The 16321-nt window shown below is 69.7% G+C and carries 19 protein-coding genes; 6 read left to right on the top strand and 13 right to left on the bottom strand.

Annotation, left to right across the window (positions count from 1 at the left end; translation table 11 throughout):
* Positions 1-92: 92 nt before the first annotated feature.
* Positions 93-617 (bottom strand): hypothetical protein, encoded by a 525-nt coding sequence (locus IU369_RS22635; protein ID WP_217924701.1) that lies wholly within the window; start codon positions 615-617, stop codon positions 93-95.
* A 226-nt stretch (positions 618-843) separates the two neighbouring features.
* The gene (locus tag IU369_RS22630; RefSeq protein WP_217924700.1) at positions 844-1389 is read right to left on the bottom strand and encodes a hypothetical protein; all 546 of its coding nucleotides are present in this window, start codon (positions 1387-1389) and stop codon (positions 844-846) included.
* Between the two features lie 238 nt (positions 1390-1627).
* On the opposite strand from IU369_RS22630, the gene IU369_RS22625 reads away from it, so the two are divergent.
* The 4 genes from IU369_RS22625 (at position 1628) to IU369_RS22610 (ending at position 6459) form a co-directional block, all read left to right on the top strand.
* Positions 1628-3913, top strand: coding sequence for a PxKF domain-containing protein (locus IU369_RS22625; protein WP_217924699.1), 2286 nt, complete (start codon positions 1628-1630; stop codon positions 3911-3913).
* A 373-nt stretch (positions 3914-4286) separates the two neighbouring features.
* Entirely contained in the window at positions 4287-4982 is a 696-nt protein-coding gene (locus IU369_RS22620) for a hypothetical protein (RefSeq protein WP_217924698.1), read from the top strand.
* A 130-nt stretch (positions 4983-5112) separates the two neighbouring features.
* Positions 5113-5775 (top strand): hypothetical protein, encoded by a 663-nt coding sequence (locus tag IU369_RS22615; RefSeq protein WP_217924697.1) that lies wholly within the window; start codon positions 5113-5115, stop codon positions 5773-5775.
* 225 nt (positions 5776-6000) lie between these two features.
* Positions 6001-6459 carry a hypothetical protein gene (locus IU369_RS22610; protein ID WP_217924696.1) on the top strand — a complete coding sequence of 153 codons (459 nt, stop codon included), beginning with the start codon at positions 6001-6003 and terminating at the stop codon, positions 6457-6459.
* Positions 6460-6497: 38 nt separating this feature from the next.
* Here the strand turns inward: IU369_RS22610 and IU369_RS22605 are convergent, their stop codons facing one another.
* Positions 6498-6779 carry a hypothetical protein gene (locus IU369_RS22605; RefSeq protein ID WP_217924695.1) on the bottom strand — a complete coding sequence of 94 codons (282 nt, stop codon included), beginning with the start codon at positions 6777-6779 and terminating at the stop codon, positions 6498-6500.
* 126 nt (positions 6780-6905) lie between these two features.
* Here IU369_RS22605 and IU369_RS22600 point away from each other — a divergent pair, with 126 nt between their 5' ends.
* Both IU369_RS22600 and IU369_RS22595 read left to right on the top strand, forming a co-directional pair.
* Entirely contained in the window at positions 6906-7811 is a 906-nt protein-coding gene (locus tag IU369_RS22600) for a zinc metalloprotease HtpX (RefSeq protein ID WP_246551637.1), read from the top strand.
* An 88-nt stretch (positions 7812-7899) separates the two neighbouring features.
* Entirely contained in the window at positions 7900-8598 is a 699-nt protein-coding gene (locus tag IU369_RS22595) for a hypothetical protein (RefSeq protein WP_217924694.1), read from the top strand.
* A 99-nt stretch (positions 8599-8697) separates the two neighbouring features.
* On the opposite strand, the gene IU369_RS22590 is transcribed toward IU369_RS22595, so the two are convergent.
* The 10 genes from IU369_RS22590 to IU369_RS22545 all read right to left on the bottom strand — a co-directional run bounded on the left by IU369_RS22590 (position 8698) and on the right by IU369_RS22545 (position 16136).
* Complete coding sequence (locus IU369_RS22590; RefSeq protein ID WP_217924693.1) at positions 8698-8880, bottom strand: hypothetical protein; 183 nt, start codon at positions 8878-8880, stop codon at positions 8698-8700.
* Positions 8855-9439 carry a hypothetical protein gene (locus IU369_RS22585; protein WP_217924692.1) on the bottom strand — a complete coding sequence of 195 codons (585 nt, stop codon included), beginning with the start codon at positions 9437-9439 and terminating at the stop codon, positions 8855-8857. The genes IU369_RS22590 and IU369_RS22585 overlap by 26 nt, the downstream gene beginning before the upstream one ends.
* 215 nt (positions 9440-9654) lie before the next feature.
* Positions 9655-10506 carry a hypothetical protein gene (locus tag IU369_RS22580; protein ID WP_217924691.1) on the bottom strand — a complete coding sequence of 284 codons (852 nt, stop codon included), beginning with the start codon at positions 10504-10506 and terminating at the stop codon, positions 9655-9657.
* Between the two features lie 6 nt (positions 10507-10512).
* A complete protein-coding gene (locus IU369_RS22575; RefSeq protein ID WP_217924690.1) occupies positions 10513-11220 on the bottom strand; it encodes a hypothetical protein in 708 nt (235 codons plus the stop codon).
* Positions 11217-11492 (bottom strand): hypothetical protein, encoded by a 276-nt coding sequence (locus IU369_RS22570; RefSeq protein WP_217924689.1) that lies wholly within the window; start codon positions 11490-11492, stop codon positions 11217-11219. The genes IU369_RS22575 and IU369_RS22570 overlap by 4 nt, the downstream gene beginning before the upstream one ends.
* A gap of 234 nt (positions 11493-11726) precedes the next feature.
* Complete coding sequence (locus tag IU369_RS22565; protein WP_217924688.1) at positions 11727-12725, bottom strand: lysylphosphatidylglycerol synthase domain-containing protein; 999 nt, start codon at positions 12723-12725, stop codon at positions 11727-11729.
* A gap of 260 nt (positions 12726-12985) precedes the next feature.
* A complete protein-coding gene (locus IU369_RS22560; protein ID WP_217924687.1) occupies positions 12986-13510 on the bottom strand; it encodes a pilin in 525 nt (174 codons plus the stop codon).
* A gap of 44 nt (positions 13511-13554) precedes the next feature.
* A complete protein-coding gene (locus tag IU369_RS22555) occupies positions 13555-13734 on the bottom strand; it encodes a hypothetical protein (RefSeq protein WP_217924686.1) in 180 nt (59 codons plus the stop codon).
* A 165-nt stretch (positions 13735-13899) separates the two neighbouring features.
* Positions 13900-14499 (bottom strand): hypothetical protein, encoded by a 600-nt coding sequence (locus tag IU369_RS22550; protein ID WP_217924685.1) that lies wholly within the window; start codon positions 14497-14499, stop codon positions 13900-13902.
* Between the two features lie 230 nt (positions 14500-14729).
* Entirely contained in the window at positions 14730-16136 is a 1407-nt protein-coding gene (locus IU369_RS22545; RefSeq protein ID WP_217924684.1) for a hypothetical protein, read from the bottom strand.
* Positions 16137-16321: the final 185 nt, after the last annotated feature.

Here is a 16321-nt window from a genome sequence, read left to right as displayed (position 1 = left end):
CGCACGACGAGGCGCTTGTCGCGGGGCGGTTTCCTGATCGTTCCCCACGAGGCGCCAGTGCGATCACGGTCAGGCCAGACCCTCCCGCAGGCTCAGGCGGAGTCGCGGCGCAGGTCGGTGAGGGCGCCGCGGAAACTGCGGGAGTTCGTCCCGGCGTAGGGGCGCTCGTAGTGGCCGGCGGCGGCCTCGCGCATCCGCACCAGCTGGGCCTCGGCGAAGCGCCGCCGGCTCGCGGGGAACCCCGCGTAGTCGAGCGCCTGTGCGAGCTCGCCGGCCTCCGCGGCGAGCGCGAGGCGCAGCGCATTCTCGCGGTCGGTGAACCGCACGAGCGGGGCGACGTCCGGATCCTCCTCGAGGACCAGGTTCAGTGATGACGAGGCCCGGCTCGATATGACTCCGTGCAGGTAAACGGCCTCCGCCTCCCCGAGTGCGGCGCGACGCAGACGGTCGATCGCCCCGTTGATGGCGTCGGCGACCCCCTTCGGGACGCGCCCGAAGCCCTCCACGTGGGCCTTGAGGACGCTCGCCTCGTAGGCGAGCGCATGGCTCAGGTACTCGACGCGCTCATCCTCGGTCGAGGACTCCCACAGGGGTGCCGGCGTGCGCACGTCCCTCATGGGCGCTCCCGATCCGTGTGTCGCCTTGCCTCGTCCCATTACCGCCCAACCCTAGCCCGCCCCTGTGGAGCCGTGTCAGTTCTCTGGCGCTCTGTGGGGGCTCACCGGGATGGGCGGCAGATGTTGAAGATACGACCGGCGCGAGGTGCCGCGCGTCGGGGGACGGCTCTGGTCGGGAGACCCTTGCCTGCCCCACATCATCAGGCCTCTCTTCTCGTCGGGGCGGTCACTCTCGAGCGAGGTGAGTCAGGTAGACGGCGATCGCTTCGATCGCGCGACCGATCACCGCCTCAGGTGAGTACACCAGAGGGTAGTCGTCGGGCCGAGAGATCCTCAGGCCCTCCCCAGCCAGGAGGGACGGCAGCAAATCGATACTGCCGTCGGCCGCGATGGTCATCCCGGTGGACAAGACCCGCCACCCGACGAACCTGGGCGGACGACCCTTGAAGATGCCTCCCTCGCGTCCCGGGCGATACAGCCTGGCCATGTCGCCTCTAGGGGGCCCTGTCGTTGGGTGGCCGCTCTTGAAGTCCTCCCCCGTAGACCGGCTGCCTTCTCGCTCGACGGTCTCCTGGTCCGGCGGCGGGTCTGTCCTGAGCAGCTCCTGGACTGCTCGCTCCAGGGCAGGAAGACGCGCAAGTGCCCGCGCTCGTTGGGCGTCCGCCTCAGCTGCGAGCCTCGCCTGGCGGGCGGCCTCCTCCTGCTCCGCGGCCTCCATCTCATCGACCGCCTGCTTCGCACGCTCCAACGCCTCATCGAACTGGTCAGGCATTCCGTGAGTCTAGAACGCCGTCGGCGTTCACCGCGCGTCGGCAGGCCACACTCGGACCTGCCGCCTCTGGAGGCCCGGCGCCGATCGCAGGGCCGACCGGGTCCCGAGATGTCTGGCGATCTATCGATGGTGGGGAGCGGCCCCGACGCATGCCACGGGGGTGAGCCTCCCAGGAGTCCTGTGACGTCACCCCCCGCTGCTAGGTTCATCCGCCCTTCCCCGAGACTGTGAGACGCCCGTGAGTCCACCCTCGCTCTTGCGCACCCTGCTCGTTGCTGCCACCTGCCTGGCGGGTGCGTCGCCTGCGCTCGGGATAGAGACCATCGATCTCGCCCAGACGCCGGCCACCCCCGTCCTGTCATGGGCGGCCCCGGAGAACGGACCGGGGAACGTCGGCAACGGAGCCAGCGCCATCGGCGACTTCAACGGCGACGGCCAGCGCGACTACGTCGTCGACAAGAACAACAACAACGTCGCGAGCATCCTGGTCGTCTTCGGTCCCGTTGACGGTGAGGCCGCCGAGGACCTGATCGGCGAGGGCCAGGGTCTCACGATCACCGACTCCGATCCGACCCGCAGCGCCCAGGAGCGATTCATCGCCAACCTCGGCGACCTGAACGGTGATGGTCGCGATGACCTGTTCGTCCCGACGACGTCGGTGACCGCGACCGCGGAGTCCTTCATCGTCTACGGCCGCGACAACGGCGACCTCGACCTCGCGTCCTTCAGCACGGCCGATGGCGTCCGCATCCGCCACACCAACCCGAACAACCCCATCTACCTGCAGGCGGCCCGGGTCGGCGACGCAAACGGCGACGGGGTCACCGACCTCGCCTTCTCGAACCTCAGCTCGGAGCCGAAGGGCAACCTGAGCGGATCCGCATGGGTGGTCTTCGGCAGCAGCACGGGCTGGCCGGCACTCATCGACCTGGACGCCCTCGGCTCCGGCGGCTACCGGATGGATGGCTCCCGCCAGAGCGCCGAGTTCGGCTTCGCGCTGGCTGCCGCCGGCGACGTGAACGGCGACGGGCGTGACGACATCGCCGTCTCCGCACCACGGGCCCGGGGCGCGAACCTCGGCTCGATCTACGTCATCTACGGCAAGGCCACCGCGACCACGATCGACACCGCCACCTTGGGCGCTGCCGGCATGCGCATCGACGGTCCGGGCCGGCTCGGCGGCGACGACCCCCGGTCGGTCACCGGCATCGGGGACCTGAACGGCGACGGGCGCGACGACATCGCCTTCACGTGCCTGTCCTGCTCCACAGGCGCCGTCGTCCTCGGCTCATCCTCGAACGCCACCGTGAACATCGCCCAGATCGGCAGCCGCGGCTGGACGATCTCCGGTGACTACGGGTCGCTCTCACGGCCACACCGGCTCGGCGACGTGAACGGTGACGGGCGTGGCGACGTCGGCTTCGCCAGCCCCGACTGGAGCACCGGGCCGCAGCCGGGTTCCTACCTGGTCGTCACCAACGCCGACTTCGGCGCCGGATACGACCTCTACGACGACTCTCTGGACGGGCGGGCGTTCCTGATCCGGGGGAGCTTCAACTACGCGTTCCTCGGTCTGAGCGCCTACGGCGTTCCGGACGTGACCGGCGACGGGGTGCGGGACATCCTGCTCACCATCACCGACTCCGGGTCGAGCGTCTCGCCGGCGCACCTGGTCACGGTCAGCGGGGCAGGCCTCGCCACTGTGCCCGAGGACCTCGAGCCGCCCACCATCAGCGCCGAGATCGACCCGTCGCCGAACGCCGCGGGCTGGAACAACACCCCCGTGACCGTCGGCTTCTCCTGTGATGACGAGACCCAGCTCGTCTTCTGCTCGCCGTCGACGACGCTCAGCGATGAGGGGGCGGAGCAGACCGTCACCGGAACCGCCGAGGATGCGGCCGGCAACACCGCCTCGGTCGAGGCCGCCGTCAGCATCGACCTGACGCCGCCTCAGATCGTCTGCCCGGCGACGCCCGAGTACGCCGTCGACCAGGAGACGGTCCTCGTCGGAACGGTCACGGACGGGCTGAGCGGCGCGCTCTCCTCGAGTGCCACCGCGACGCCCGACACCTCAGCCCCGGGGACCTTCACCGTCCAGCTGAATGCCGAGGACCTCGCGGGCAACACCGCCGTCGCAACCTGCAGCTACACGGTCACGGCGACCGGGTTCGCGATCTCCAGCCTGTTCTCGGCCGCCAACGTGTCGCTCCCGCCGACCATCAACACGGCGAAGGCGGGCCGGGCGATCCCGCTGCAGTGGACCCTCCAGGACGAGAACGGGCAGCCCGTCAGCGACCCGGCCTCGTTCGTCAGCATCACCAGCGGAGTCACCCAGTGCGGCGCCGCCGATCCGGCTGACGCGGTCGAGACGGAGATCGCCAACGGGGGCCTCCAGTACCTGGGCAACGGGGCCTGGAAGTTCAACTGGAAGACCCCCAACAGCTACGCCGGCCAGTGCCGCGTGATGCGGCTCAACCTCGCCGGTGGCCAGACGGGAGGGTTCGCCATCTTCCAGTTCACCTAGAGGGAAGATGCTCAAGGGGGGCGACGCGCCGTTGTGGCACGTCGCCCCCCGGCTCTACTGCGACAGCCGGGCTCCTACGCGCAGGTCTCGAACCCGGCGTCAGGACCTGTGCAGTCCGCAAGGCTTGCTCCTGGACCCGCGGCTGGCGTTTCGAGGCTCGCTCGACGTGAAGCATTCTTCAGTATCGCCGATCGTCGGCGACGCCCAGAACCCACTTCGACGTCCTGAGGCCTGTCTCCTTACATGTCCGTCGCCCCGTCAGGGCCGTCGTATCGTGATCGTGCCAGCGGTTGCGACGGACATCTCGGCGAGGGGCATGGAAGATGGGGCAGTGGAGTGAGAAGAGGTCAGTCGGCATCGGTACCCGGGACTTATGAGCGACCCACGGGTGTACGAGCAGCGCCTTCTCCTGACCTCGACCTTCGGGGCGCCGTTCCACGAGGTCGGGCTTCGAGAGAGGTCGCGCCTGGTGACGGCCCTCTGCGCGCAGTACCCCGCCGGCTCGATCAACCGGTCCCTGCGGATCACCGCGGCCTTCTCCTCCGGCCCTGAGCGCGAGCGGGCGGCGGATGCCGTCAGCCTCCGAGGCAGGCTGCGGCGCGCGCGGCAGCTGCGTCGCTGCAACCGGCGCGCTCGCCGCGCACCCGTCGATGCCCTCAGCGCCGCCCTGTGCGCCTTCGGCTACGGCTGGGGCTTCCGTGAGGCGAACGCGGGCTACCTGAGCATCTATCCGCTCGCCGAGGCCGCGGATCTCGTCGCCGTCTGGCAGGCCGATGAGCGCGGAGACCACCCGCACCTCTTGATGCGGGTCTTCCGCGATGAGGCCAGCGCGACGCGCTTCACCGAGGCCGCCGCCGGCTTCACCGAGGAGACCCGCCACCTCGGGCCCTCGCCGCTGATGATCCGCGGCTCGAGCCTCGTCATCACGAGCAGCCACCTCGCCCCCGGCCCCCGGGCCGCGCGGGTCCGCGACAGCACCCTCGCCTGGATGACCGACTACCTCGAACCCCTCGGTCCCGGGTCGGCCCCCGTCGTCCTGAGCGAGCCCGAGGCACCGCCGATCTACTGAGCCGAAGGGCGCCCCGAAGGTTCGGTTCTCTGAGCCGGGCACCGGGAGCGGCGGAGTCTGGAGCTCGTCGTATCGTGAGGAATGTGAGACGCAGACAGCGAGCGATGAGGGGCGACGAGTGACCCGACCGATGAGCGAGATCTCACTGAGCCGACGTGAGCGCGCTATGGCAGAGCGCGCCCTCGGTCTCACCGAAGTGGAGACCGTCGGAGATCTGATGACCGCGTCCCTGGCGCCCGGGTTCGACAACACGGCCGAGCAGCTTCGGCGGATGCTGGTGCTGAGTGCCGTCGCCCATGAGAGCGACGCCCCGATCTCGAGCCTCCGGCCGCGCCATCCGCGTGGCGTTCCGGCCACCGGTGCGACCCAGCAGGCCCTGGCGGCGCAAGGCGTCGAGATCAACGGTACCTGCCACTTCGACCCGGCCCACTTCTACGCAGGCGCCGAGCACCTCGAGGCCTGCCTCACCGGACAGGCGACGCAGATGGCCTACAGCCGGGCTCGTCGCTTCTGGAAGGTCGGCGACGACATCTGGATCGCCACGACCGATTGGCGCGGCTACGTGGATGGCCTTGGAAACTCCGACTTCGCCCGCGAGCTGGTCGCGCGTCTCCAGGATGCGGGGATCGTCTCCGCGCAGGTTTCGGTGCAGGACCGGAGTGGCTTCGACCTCAGGATCACGATCCGCGAGGAGGGCCTCGTCCCCGATGTCGAGCGCCTGATCCGTGAGACGGAGCTGCTCTTCGTCCGCTCGGTCATCCCGGCACCCGAGACGGCCGGGGCGGGCTCGTGATCAGGCCGTTGGCGCGGGTCGCTCTCTGGCGCGGTCGCTCACCGATCGACCTCTACATGGCCGGGGCGATCAGCGCCGCCGACTATGTTCGCCTGACCCGACGCGCCGTCCGGCGTCAGTTGGCCCGGGAGGCCGTGAACGCCCGCTGAGGGGCCGGCGGAGCGGTGTTCAGCCTTCATGCGCGAACGGGCATGCATCCGCGGCCGCCGGGTCTACGTTCACGTCATGGATCCTCTTGCGACCGCTCCCCTGACCCCCACCGCCGATATCGAAGCGGCGCTGAGCGAGGATCTCGAGCGGGATCTCGCGACCTTCTCGAAGCTCTCCATCCGGCCGGGCCTCGCCCGTGTGACCGTCCGCTCCCTCCCGTTCCATCCGAGCTCACGCCGCGCCTGCATGGCTATGGCCGAGCGCCTGCGCGCCGAAGGTGAGGACGTCTGCGTCGGAATGCTCTGGCCGGCGGTTCCCGAGGCTCTCCGCGCCCTCATCCGGGGCAACCGCTACGGCGCTGTCGGCATGTCGCTATCGGCGCCCATCACGGCGATCAACGCGCCGATCGAACAGGTGATCGCGGAGCTAATCGAGCTTGGTCCGACCGACCCCGCGGAAGCCCGCAGGTTCGGACGCCCGAACAGCTGCGTGCGTGCATCCAGCTGGTCATCGATCCTCGTCGAGCGGACCTAGGCCGAGAGACATCCGGCGGGCCCTCCACCCCCGGTCGTTCAGCGACGGGCCTCGCAGGTCATCCCGCCTTCGCCGTTGCACCAGCAGACGACGCCGTCGGAGGTGTAGGCGCAGACGCGCCGGCCTCGCCTCTCCGCCAGGGCGACGATATGGGCGGGCAGTCCAGTCGGCTCGAGGTGATCGGGCACCGGGCCGCGGAAGGAGACGAGCTCTCCCGGCTTCAGCGGGCGGTCGCACGCGAGATTGACGATGACGCCTTCATCGGACAGGTCGAAGAGGAGACGGTGTCCATCGTCGCTGACCAGCTCGAAAGCCGCCATCGGTTCCCTGCCCTGGAAGGATGGACATAGAGCCCGCCACCGGGCCGGACGATGGTCTCACGCGGCGGGGTCCGACGTCATCAGGAAAGCGCGCGGAGGCGAGAGGCACCGACCTAGTGTCGAGGCATGCAAAGAGAGATGGGTGTCACCTCCAACATCGTCAAGACCTTCCTGCTGCTTGCGGCCCTCACGGGTCTGCTGCTGGCGATCGGCTTCCTGATCGGCGGGGCCGGCGGCCTCGTGGTGTTCGCCGCCATCGCGATCGTCTTCAACTTCGTCATGTACTGGTTCAGCGGCAAGATGGCGCTGAAGATGAGCCGTGCGGTGGAGGTCAGCGAGGCCGAGGAGCCGGAGCTGCACCGCATGATCGCGCAGCTCGCCGAGCGCGCCGGCGTGCCGAAGCCCGGCGTCTACGTGACGCCCGCCGAGCAGCCGAACGCCTTCGCGACCGGCCGGAACCCGTCGCACGCGTCGATCGCCGTGACGGCCGGCATCCAGCGGGCCCTGAGTCAGCGTGAGCTCGAGGGCGTCCTCGCCCACGAGATGGCGCACATCAAGAACCGGGACATCCTCATCGCGAGCATCGCGGCGATGGTGGCGGGCGCGATCTCCGCGATCGCGAACTTCCTGCAGTTCTCCCTGTTCTTCGGTGGCGACGACGACAACCCGCTCGGCCTGATCGGCACGCTCGCGACGATCATCCTCGCGCCGATCGCCGCGGTCATCATCCAGCTCGCCGTGTCCCGTCAGCGCGAGTTCGTGGCGGACGCGACCGGCGCCGAGCTGATCGGCGACCCGAACCCGCTCGCCGACGCCCTGGAGACGCTGCACCGCGGCGCGGCGGCGATCCCGATGCGGGTCAACCCGTCGGCAGCCCCGCTGTTCATCGTGAACCCGCTGGCGGCGAACGCCCGTGGCGGGGGCGGAGGCGGCATCGGCAGGCTGTTCTCGACCCACCCGCCGATGGAGGAGCGCGTCGCGCGCCTCCGCCGGATGGCCGGCGCGTCGAGCATGGAGATCCAGAACTTCTAGCCCGAGGCGGGCGGGTCGCGCCGCCAGCCGGCCGGCCCCGCCCCACGGCCGCAGCGGCGGGAGCGGCCCGGGGTCCTATGTTGGGTCCATGATCGACCACACCAGGACTTGGCACGCGCTCTACGGAGTGCCCGAGCTCGTCGAGGACTTCACGATGCCGGGGCCAGTCCTCGGTGTCGGGGACTCTTGCTACGCCATGAACTCCAACGACGCGGATGGCTGGAGCCCGCTGGAGCGCGCCTACCCGGTCACGGCCGGCGCCTCGTGGTGGGTGTGGCGGCTGCGCTCCCCCGCGCGCGCCTTCCCCGTCGGGGTGGTGCTCGCCCCCGCCGGCGTCGAGGAGCCGCTGCGAGGGCCCTGGCAGCCCGACGGCTCGTTCATGATGGAGGTCGGCCAGATCACCTTCAGCACCGCCCGCCTGCCGATCGACGAGGAGACCTACCTCACCCGGCGGGGCCTTGCCGCAGAGCGCGACCCGGAGCGGTTCATCGCGGTCACCGACGATGTGATCGTCGCGGACCTCGGCGGGGACTTCGCGCCCCGGGTGAGCGTCGCGCGCGACGACACCGGCTCCCTCCTCGGTCTGGCGGTGATGACGTGCCCGCTCGCTGACGCCTTCCATGAGCTGGTCGGCGCTCGGTATCCGATCCTCCCGGAGACGGTCGCCGGCGAGCTCGCGGTGCCCCAGGAGCGGATCGCGGCCCTGATCGCTGACGACGCCGCCTCGCCCTATCCGTCCCTGTCGGTCCGCGACGGGAAGATCGGCCCCCGCCGCTGGAGGGGGTAGGCCGTCCTCACCTCCCCGCGCGGCGAAAGCCCGGCGGGTGCCGTGGCGTCCGCTCGAAGCGCGGCCGCGGCAGATGGGCGGTCGTCTGTTGCCAGAGGATCAGCCGGGCCAGGCGCGATGGGTGAGATCCTGGGCCTCGGCGACGAGGCGCAGCATCTCCCGCTCTGCGGGTCCGAGCTCGAGCTGTCGCAATCCAATCGTCCATTCCTCCACGGACGCCACGGCGCCCGTGATCTCCAGCGGACCCAGGTGCCCTCTAGGCGGGTGGGCGACCCCGTCCACGCTCTGCGCCCCTGCGGGCCTGATCGATCGTCTCGTGGACCGACAGGTGACGGACCAGGCACTTCGGGTCGGCGCCGGCGGCGTGCTGGCCGTTGTCGGTGCAGAAGCACCCGTGAGAATTGGAGAGCGGGCTCTCGCAGACGTGGCCGGGGGAGAGGAAGCGACAGCCCTCCCAGTGGGTCAGGCGGCGCTGCAGGTCCGCCATCGACTCCATGATCTCCCGCCGGAACCAAGGGTTGATCCTCCCCTCCGCCTCCAGGTGTTCAGCGTTCCGGTCCTCGAGCCAGCGCGCGAGGGAGGTACTCGAGACCAGGTCCGCCACGAGGGCGCCCTGGCGGTCGGTGATCCGGAAGCGGTCGATCCCCTCGGCCTCGACCTGGGGCCAGCCGCCACGCGGCAGCCGCAGACCCGCTTCGACCAGCTCCGCGGGCCAGAGGCGCACGGGACGCCGGATGCCGAGGATCCGCGCCTGATGGATCAGCAGGTGCACATCAAGCCCGAGATGCTCGGCGATCGCCTCGACCCGCTGGCGTCCCAGATGGGCGCGCAGATAGCTCACCTGGGTGGCGTTCAGTGGTTCAGCGCGAGCCGCCGCGCGGGCGGGCCTTTCCGCAGAGAGTGTGGGCACGTGCTCTCACGATCATCCGCGCGTGCCCCTCGGGGGGACAGAGCGGTCCTGGGTTCGCTTCCGATGCTGCCCCCGCGCACGACGGGCCGGAGCGTTCTCCTGGCGCCGTCACTCCATCTCGGTGCGACAGAGTGACCTGCCGGACCTCAGGACTCGGGGCGCAGGTCCTCTGGGCGCAGCTGGCGGACGCCGCACTTGGGGTCGCAGCCGGCCATGTAGCGGTCGTTGTCGGCGCAGAAGAGGCTGAAGCTCGTCGCGGCGTAGCTGTTCTGGCAGGTGTGGCTGGCGGACAGGTGGGAGCAGGGCTCCCAGCTGGTCTGGCGCTGCTGGAGGTCGGCGACCGACTCGATGATCTCGCGGCAGAAGAACTCGTCGGCGCCGCGCTCGGCGACCAGCCGCTGCCATCGGTTGCCCCGCACCAGCCAGCGGGCGATGGCGATCGTCGCGATCACGCTCATCTTGACCCGGCCGTTGCGGTCGGTCAGCTGATGCCGGACGAGGCCCTGATCGGCGAGTGCGGTCCAGTCCTCCTCATCGAGGCAGAGCCACGCCGAGACCTGATCGCCCTCCCAGTACTTGTTCGGCTTGCGAAGGCCGAGGTGGCGGGCCCGGTAGAGCATCGCCGACACGGTCTTGTCGAGGTGGAAGGCGATCTTCTCGATCGTCTGGCGCCCGAAGTTCCGACGAAGGAAGTCATCCGAGTCGGCGTCGAAGCTCGTCTCGAAGAACGGATCCCGCGCGGCGAGGCGCTTGGGGCTGAGGATCGGGTCGTTCGCCGCCGCCTCGATGATCTCATCCGGCCGGCGCGCCCACTCGTCGTTGCTGCGGGTTACACCCAGGCGGGAGGCCAGGTTGTAGAGCTTGTGGACCGACGTGACGCCCACCTCCTCCGCCAGGCGCTCCTTGTCGGCGACCGTCCGGCACTGGGGGTACTTGGCGCGGACGATGGCCTTCTGGTCCTCGGTGTACTGGGTGCGGCGTGAGGTGGCTGTCGGCACGGAGATCTACGAGTTCCTTTCGTCGGTCGCACTCGGAGGGGTTACGCCGGTTGTGGCGTAAGGGACCGGCTGGATGCCGAGCTCTTGCTCAACGAACTCGTCGAGGCGCTGGTAGAAGGCGCCGACGTCGCTGCCGTCGTTCACGAGTGTGTGGTCGTGCGCGATCGCATCGAGCGCGGTCTCCGAGGAATGCGAGAAGGTCTCAGGCGCCGGCAGGTATTCGTCGCGGGCGAGCATCCGGGAGCGGCGGACCGTCTCGCTCGCCTGGATCCGCAGGCTCGGGTAGCCATGGGAGTGGAAGAACTCATACGCAGCGACGCTGCGCACGTCCTCGACCAGGGAGAAGACGCTGCTGTCGCGCTCCGCCTCGAGGATCCGGACGTAGAGCTCGCGCTCGAACGCGAGCGGGTCGACGTCCATGACGATCTGGGTGACGTCCTGGTAGAGCCGGCGCTTCTTTCCGGACTCCGGCTCGTAGGCGCTGATGTAGCGCAGCAGGGAGTCGCGAGCCTGGTGGCGCTCGGACTTATCGGGCAGCAGGGAGGTCAGGAGAGCCTCGACGTCGCCCACCTGATCGGCGAGCGCGTGGCTGAGGCGCTTCATGCTCTCCGTGCGGACCCAGATCTTGGCTCCGTAGCGGGTCTCCAGGCGCGCGGCGGCGCTGGTCTTGCCGCTGCCCATCTGGCCGGTCATCATCAGGCGCGTCCCGCTCATCGGGAGCTCCGGCGCGTGGCCGGCGCGCGCGATGCCGGGGCGGCGCTCTCGCCGGCCATGCCGGCATCGAGGATCAGCTGCTCTTCAGGGGCGATCTCCTCGCCGGCTTCGGCGCGGGCGACGATCTCCTGGAAGTTGGCGTAGAGCAGGAGGGCACGGACGATCGTGTCGACGCCTTCCCCGTGGACGCGCACCTTGTCATCGATGATGGCCGCGGCCTCAGCGTGCTCCCTCCACTTGCCCACTGACAGGCGGGCGGAGAGTGGTCGCACGCGACCTGATCTCTCGTCGTCGGGGAGGAGCTGGAATCTGCGCAGATCGATGCGCGTATCGGGAGCAGGCACCCATCAAAGGTAAGTGTGACGCACCCCCACTGCTGCTTTCTCGCATGCGCAGGTGCGGCAATGTCAGAGCAGACCGAATGCGATTTGCCACAGGTCGGCATGCGCCCCTGCGGCTCTCCGCTGTCTGTTTGCTGGCAAACCTGCGGCAGACGCAGATCCCGCTCAGATGCGGGTTCTGAGCGAAGCGCGCGCGGCGGAGCCGGCAAGGAGCGGCGTGAGGGCGAGGACCAGGACCACCCCGGACATCAGGCCGGCGACATGGATGCTCAGCGAGAAGGCCAGGGCATCCGACAGTCCCGCGGCGAGGACGCTGGAGATGACCGGGATGAGGGCCGCCTCCCGGGTGCCGAGTCCACCGATCGTCGGCACGAGGGAGCTGACCTTCACCAGGAGGAAGACACAGAGCGCCAGCGCCGGTCCGGTCGACCAGAAGGCGTTCAGCAGGAGCCAGAGCCCGAGGACGTTCAGGAAGATCGCCATGAGCTCGATCAGGCAGAGGCCGACGACGGTCCGGGCCGAGCGAAGTGCGTGAGCGCCGGTCATCAGCTCGGTCGCGACCCTCCGTAGTCTCAGGGCGATGCGGCCCGAGCGGGGAGCGGGCGACCAGCCGCGGCGGGCGACCAAAGCCGCGAGGAGGCCGGCGCCCAGCAGGACGACCGGGAACCAGCTGAGGTGGGCAAGCCCGGAGGGCAGCGGGAGCATCGGCGCGAGCGCCCCGATGAAGAAGAACCCGCAGAGGGCCTCGAGGACCTTCTGGAGCCCGAGCGCCCCGACGATCTGCGGGATGGGCGTGTGCTCGTCGCGGATCAGGAAGACCCTCAGGGAGTCCGTTACCGGGCCGGGAAGGCCCGCCCCCGCGGTGGAGCCGACACCCTGGGCCAGGAGCACCCGGCGAAGGCGGATCCCAGATCCGCTGGACCGGAGCACCAGCCAGAAGACAAGGCCCCGGAGCGCCCCGGCGCAGGTGAACAGGAGTACGACACCGGCGGCGAACCACGGATCCAGGCCGGCCATCTGCCGGGCGGTGCGCGCGGCCGATGAGAAGTCGATCCACCCGAGGCCCAGGGCGAGGGCGACAAGGCCGGCGCCACCCAGGAGAGCCAGGAGGTAGCGGACAGGCCGAGGCCACGGGCGGCCGAGGCGGGGGAGCGGTGATGGCATCGGCGCGAGCGAGGGTAGGTGAGCGTCGCGCCGGACTGTGAGGATCGTGCGCTCACACGTTCAGTGGATGCTCCCGCCGCACCCACCGCGGACATCCCGGATTCCAGAATCCGAAAGAGGAGTGGCGCTCTGCGGGCCGGCCGCCCTCGCAGCTACACGACGGTCCGATCGAATGGACACCGCGATCAGATGCCCCCCGGTACGACGAGGGGCCCCGACCGGGTGGTCGAGGCCCCTCGATTCAGATCACGCCCGTCGGGCTAGGGGCGGTTCGGGTTGCCGAAGACGTCGTTGTTCAGGCAGTCCGCGGAGTTCTTGCCCGCGCCCGTGGCGCCGGCGATGAACTTCACGAGCACCTCGCGGACGAAGAGGCCGGCGACCATGATGGCGAGACCGATCAGGGCGTTCTTCACGATGTCCATGCCCTTCTTCGACTTGCGGGTGCCGCCGAGGCCCATGATCATGAAGCCGCCGATGGCGAACATCAGCACCGCGAAGGCGCCGCCGATGATGATCAGGAAGTTGGCGCCCTGCTGGATCAGCTTGGTGAGGCCGTCGGTGCTCGCGCCACCGGCGCTACAGCCGCCGGTGGCGCCGCCCGGAGCGGCCGGCGCCTGAGCGGCGGCGAGGGCGGGGGCGAGCAGGAGCGCGCCGGCACCACCGGCGCTGGCAAGGGTGAGGCGGCGGCGTGTCGAGGAGTTGCTCACACCGCTGTCCGAGTCGGCCAGGCGATCGAGCAACCGCAGCTGCAGGCCGACCTGAGCGTTGAGGTTGCGAGTGGACATCGGTGTTCGGGTCTCCTTTTGGGGGTGGGGTGGTGGTCCGGGTGCTACTTCGAGACGTCCTGGCTGTGTGTGTCCACACCGCCGAGTGCCTCGGCGAACCGGTGAGCGGCGTCGAGGAACAGCTGGAGCAGGTCGATGATCTTGTCGGGGTACATCAGGATGAAGTAGATGATCACCAGACCGACGAATGCTGAGATGATCTTCCCGATAAGGCCGTTGCCCACTGCGTTTCCTCGCGTTCTCTGGGTTCGCTGACAAAGCTAGCGGTCGTTTGCCAGCGCGCCAGACTTTCGCGCCAGCCTGTTCAGGGACGCGATTCGCGCTCTCCCAGCCCGGTTTCACTGACGTCCGGCGCCCGGGAGCGACGGGCCGGACGAGGAGCCCGCGCCTCAGGTGTGGCGGCGAAGCGGGAGGAAGACCTCGAGGCAGTCGGCGCTGACCCGGATCGTCCCGAAATAGTCCTCGGTCATGTAGCCCAGGCCCTCGGAGCTCGCGAGGTGACGGCGGGCGGCATGGGCGAACTCGCTGACGCTCATGCGCATCCACTCATCCCCGTGCTCGAGAGGCTCGCCCGTCCGGTCAAGGCGCGTGTAAAGGTCGCCGCCCTGCCAGAAGGTCTTGAGCGGCAGCGCCCGGGCGCCCTTGCTGTTGATCCAGTGCTCGCGCTCCTTCCAGAGGCCGGGGGCGACCTCGGGGTCGGCCGCCTTGATGACGGCGTCTCGCAGGTGCCGGGGCACGACCTCATCGAACTTGTGGTAGGCGAAGAAGAGGTCCATGAAGCCGAACGGGAAGGCCCAGAGGCCGCGGCGCTCCGGGGGAGTGCGGATGCTCCGCCGGCGCACATCACGGGCGCGGGGCGCGTTCAGGTGACCGAGGCGCTGGAAGCAGAGCCGACCTCCCTGGAGCGTCAGCTTGCTGGGCGGGGGCCCGGGGCGTGATCCGTCAACGACGGCGCCCGCGCGCGGGGAGTGGCGTTGTCCGCGGCCCATGACCCATCCACCGTAGGACGGTCGATCGCCGGCGTTCCCGTTTATGGCGCCAGGGGCTGACGGGTGGCCCACGGACGCACCCCGACGGAGCCCAGCCCGCCTACCCGGCGAGTGGGCGTGAGGGCCGATGACCCCTCAGGTAGGGCCTGGACGGACTCCCGCGGCAGCTGACATCGCACCGGGTACTTCGATCCGGCTGCCTTGCGACCCTGCCGGGCCGCAGCCCTGCATCAGGGGACGACGGGGAGTCGTCCGATCTCAGCGGTGGCCAGAGTCCAGAACGGGACCCGGAAGGCGGCTGGGCCCGAGCTGAAGGGCGGCGCGTAGAGAGCCCAGGCTCGAGATCCGTCGTTCGTTCGGACGTAGGTCACCGTGCCCGTGCGCGCGATGAGGATGACGGGCGCCGCGCCCCGCACATCGACTGAGATCGTCTTCTGTGAGGTGACGCTCGACGAGGACAGGACGATGCGTGATGAATCGGGGGTGAATGCGACACCGGTGCCCGAGTGCCCTGCCTCCAGCGGGATCTTGGTGATCTGCCCGCTGCTCAGCCGGACGACCCAGAGGACCGATCGGCTCGGCGTGCGGATGACATACACCGCGTACCTGCCGTCGTCCGACAGCGCAGTCGGACTGTCCACCGCGTCGAACGGCAGCCGAATGATGCGGGCACGGCGGGTCTGGAGGTCGACGATCTCGACCAGCTGGTCGGCGCCTCCGCTCGTGTCCGGCACATCTGTCCGGACGCTGACCAGGGCGTGGCGCCCCGTCGGGGAGAGGCCGACCAGCGAAGCTCCATTGCGGGAGAAGCGCGGCAGCGCGAACTCCGAGTTCCTGCCTCCCGTTCGTCGAAGCAGGTGAGCACGTCCCGCGCGATCGGTGAGAGCGACCGCCGTTGTTCCATCGTTGGACGTCAGGCAGATGGTCGTGTTGCCCAGTCGCGTCCTACGAGGCGGCCCGACCACGACCCGCAAGGGATCCGGTCCCACGGTCGCGAGTCGCAGGCCGCCGGCGCTCCGGAGCACGAGGCAGTTGACCCGCCCGTCCGCGGAGGGGTACTCGTTCGTGGAGGCAAGGAGACTGAAGCGCCGTGTGGTCCGGAACGTCGAGGAGCCCCACGGCGCGACGACCAGCCGGACCGAGGTGCTCGGGGTCCTCGCGCGGCCCTGTGTCCCGGCGCGCGCGCGGGCGAGCGCCACGATCGCCCCGTCGTCCGACAGAGAGGCCGTGCCGGCCGTCTCGAGGGATGCGGACGGGAACGAGGAACCGCGACCGATCAGCTCCTTCACAGCACCATCGGTAGTGCCCCTGTAATAGAGCAACGGGGACTTCGGCTCAGGAGCCCTCTCAGCCCAGGCGACCCTGGCCCCGTCTGGTGTGATCCCGATGGGGATGATGTCCCCCGTGCCTGCGGGACCGGTGAGGCGTACGGGGTTCGAGCCGTCGTCGTTGGCGGCCCACAGGTGGTGCCGCTCCTGCCGGCCCGGGTCCTCCCCGTCGAATCCGGTCCGAGCGACCATGAGGATCCGGGGCGCGTCCTCGGCAGGCACGATCCGCTCGACCGCGCCGTAGGGGCCCTCCGGGACAGGGCTGAGCGCGGCCGCAGCCGCTCCCGGCAGCCCGCCCAGTGCCGTCATGGCGACCAGGGATGCTGCGACCCCCGAAATCCGAGTGGATGAGCGTCCCGCTGACACCACACCCCCGCCAATCCCTGGAAGGCAAGTACGCGAGCCGGATCCTATCCGAGCCGGGTGCTGTTCGCGCACGCTTGGCAGCTCGCCGGCGTCGCGACACCCCGGCATTCCCGCCGCCCCCAATCGCT

This window comes from Miltoncostaea oceani (genome assembly GCF_018141545.1).
Classification (GTDB): Bacteria; Actinomycetota; Thermoleophilia; order Miltoncostaeales; family Miltoncostaeaceae; genus Miltoncostaea; species Miltoncostaea oceani.
Note: the sequence above shows the minus strand (reverse complement) of the source record. Positions and strands in the feature narration are given on the sequence as shown.

Coding starts and splice junctions, on each gene's coding strand:
- IU369_RS22610 (WP_217924696.1), top strand. CDS start 6,001: ATGGATCCTCTTGCGACCGCTCCCCTGACCCCCACCGCCGATATCGAA.
- IU369_RS22620 (WP_217924698.1), top strand. CDS start 4,287: ATGAGCGACCCACGGGTGTACGAGCAGCGCCTTCTCCTGACCTCGACC.
- IU369_RS22575 (WP_217924690.1), bottom strand. CDS start 11,220: ATGAGCGGGACGCGCCTGATGATGACCGGCCAGATGGGCAGCGGCAAG.
- IU369_RS22630 (WP_217924700.1), bottom strand. CDS start 1,389: ATGCCTGACCAGTTCGATGAGGCGTTGGAGCGTGCGAAGCAGGCGGTC.
- IU369_RS22565 (WP_217924688.1), bottom strand. CDS start 12,725: ATGCCATCACCGCTCCCCCGCCTCGGCCGCCCGTGGCCTCGGCCTGTC.
- IU369_RS22560 (WP_217924687.1), bottom strand. CDS start 13,510: ATGTCCACTCGCAACCTCAACGCTCAGGTCGGCCTGCAGCTGCGGTTG.
- IU369_RS22600 (WP_246551637.1), top strand. CDS start 6,906: ATGCAAAGAGAGATGGGTGTCACCTCCAACATCGTCAAGACCTTCCTG.
- IU369_RS22545 (WP_217924684.1), bottom strand. CDS start 16,136: ATGACGGCACTGGGCGGGCTGCCGGGAGCGGCTGCGGCCGCGCTCAGC.
- IU369_RS22595 (WP_217924694.1), top strand. CDS start 7,900: ATGATCGACCACACCAGGACTTGGCACGCGCTCTACGGAGTGCCCGAG.
- IU369_RS22635 (WP_217924701.1), bottom strand. CDS start 617: ATGAGGGACGTGCGCACGCCGGCACCCCTGTGGGAGTCCTCGACCGAG.
- IU369_RS22605 (WP_217924695.1), bottom strand. CDS start 6,779: ATGGCGGCTTTCGAGCTGGTCAGCGACGATGGACACCGTCTCCTCTTC.
- IU369_RS22550 (WP_217924685.1), bottom strand. CDS start 14,499: ATGGGCCGCGGACAACGCCACTCCCCGCGCGCGGGCGCCGTCGTTGAC.
- IU369_RS22615 (WP_217924697.1), top strand. CDS start 5,113: ATGAGCGAGATCTCACTGAGCCGACGTGAGCGCGCTATGGCAGAGCGC.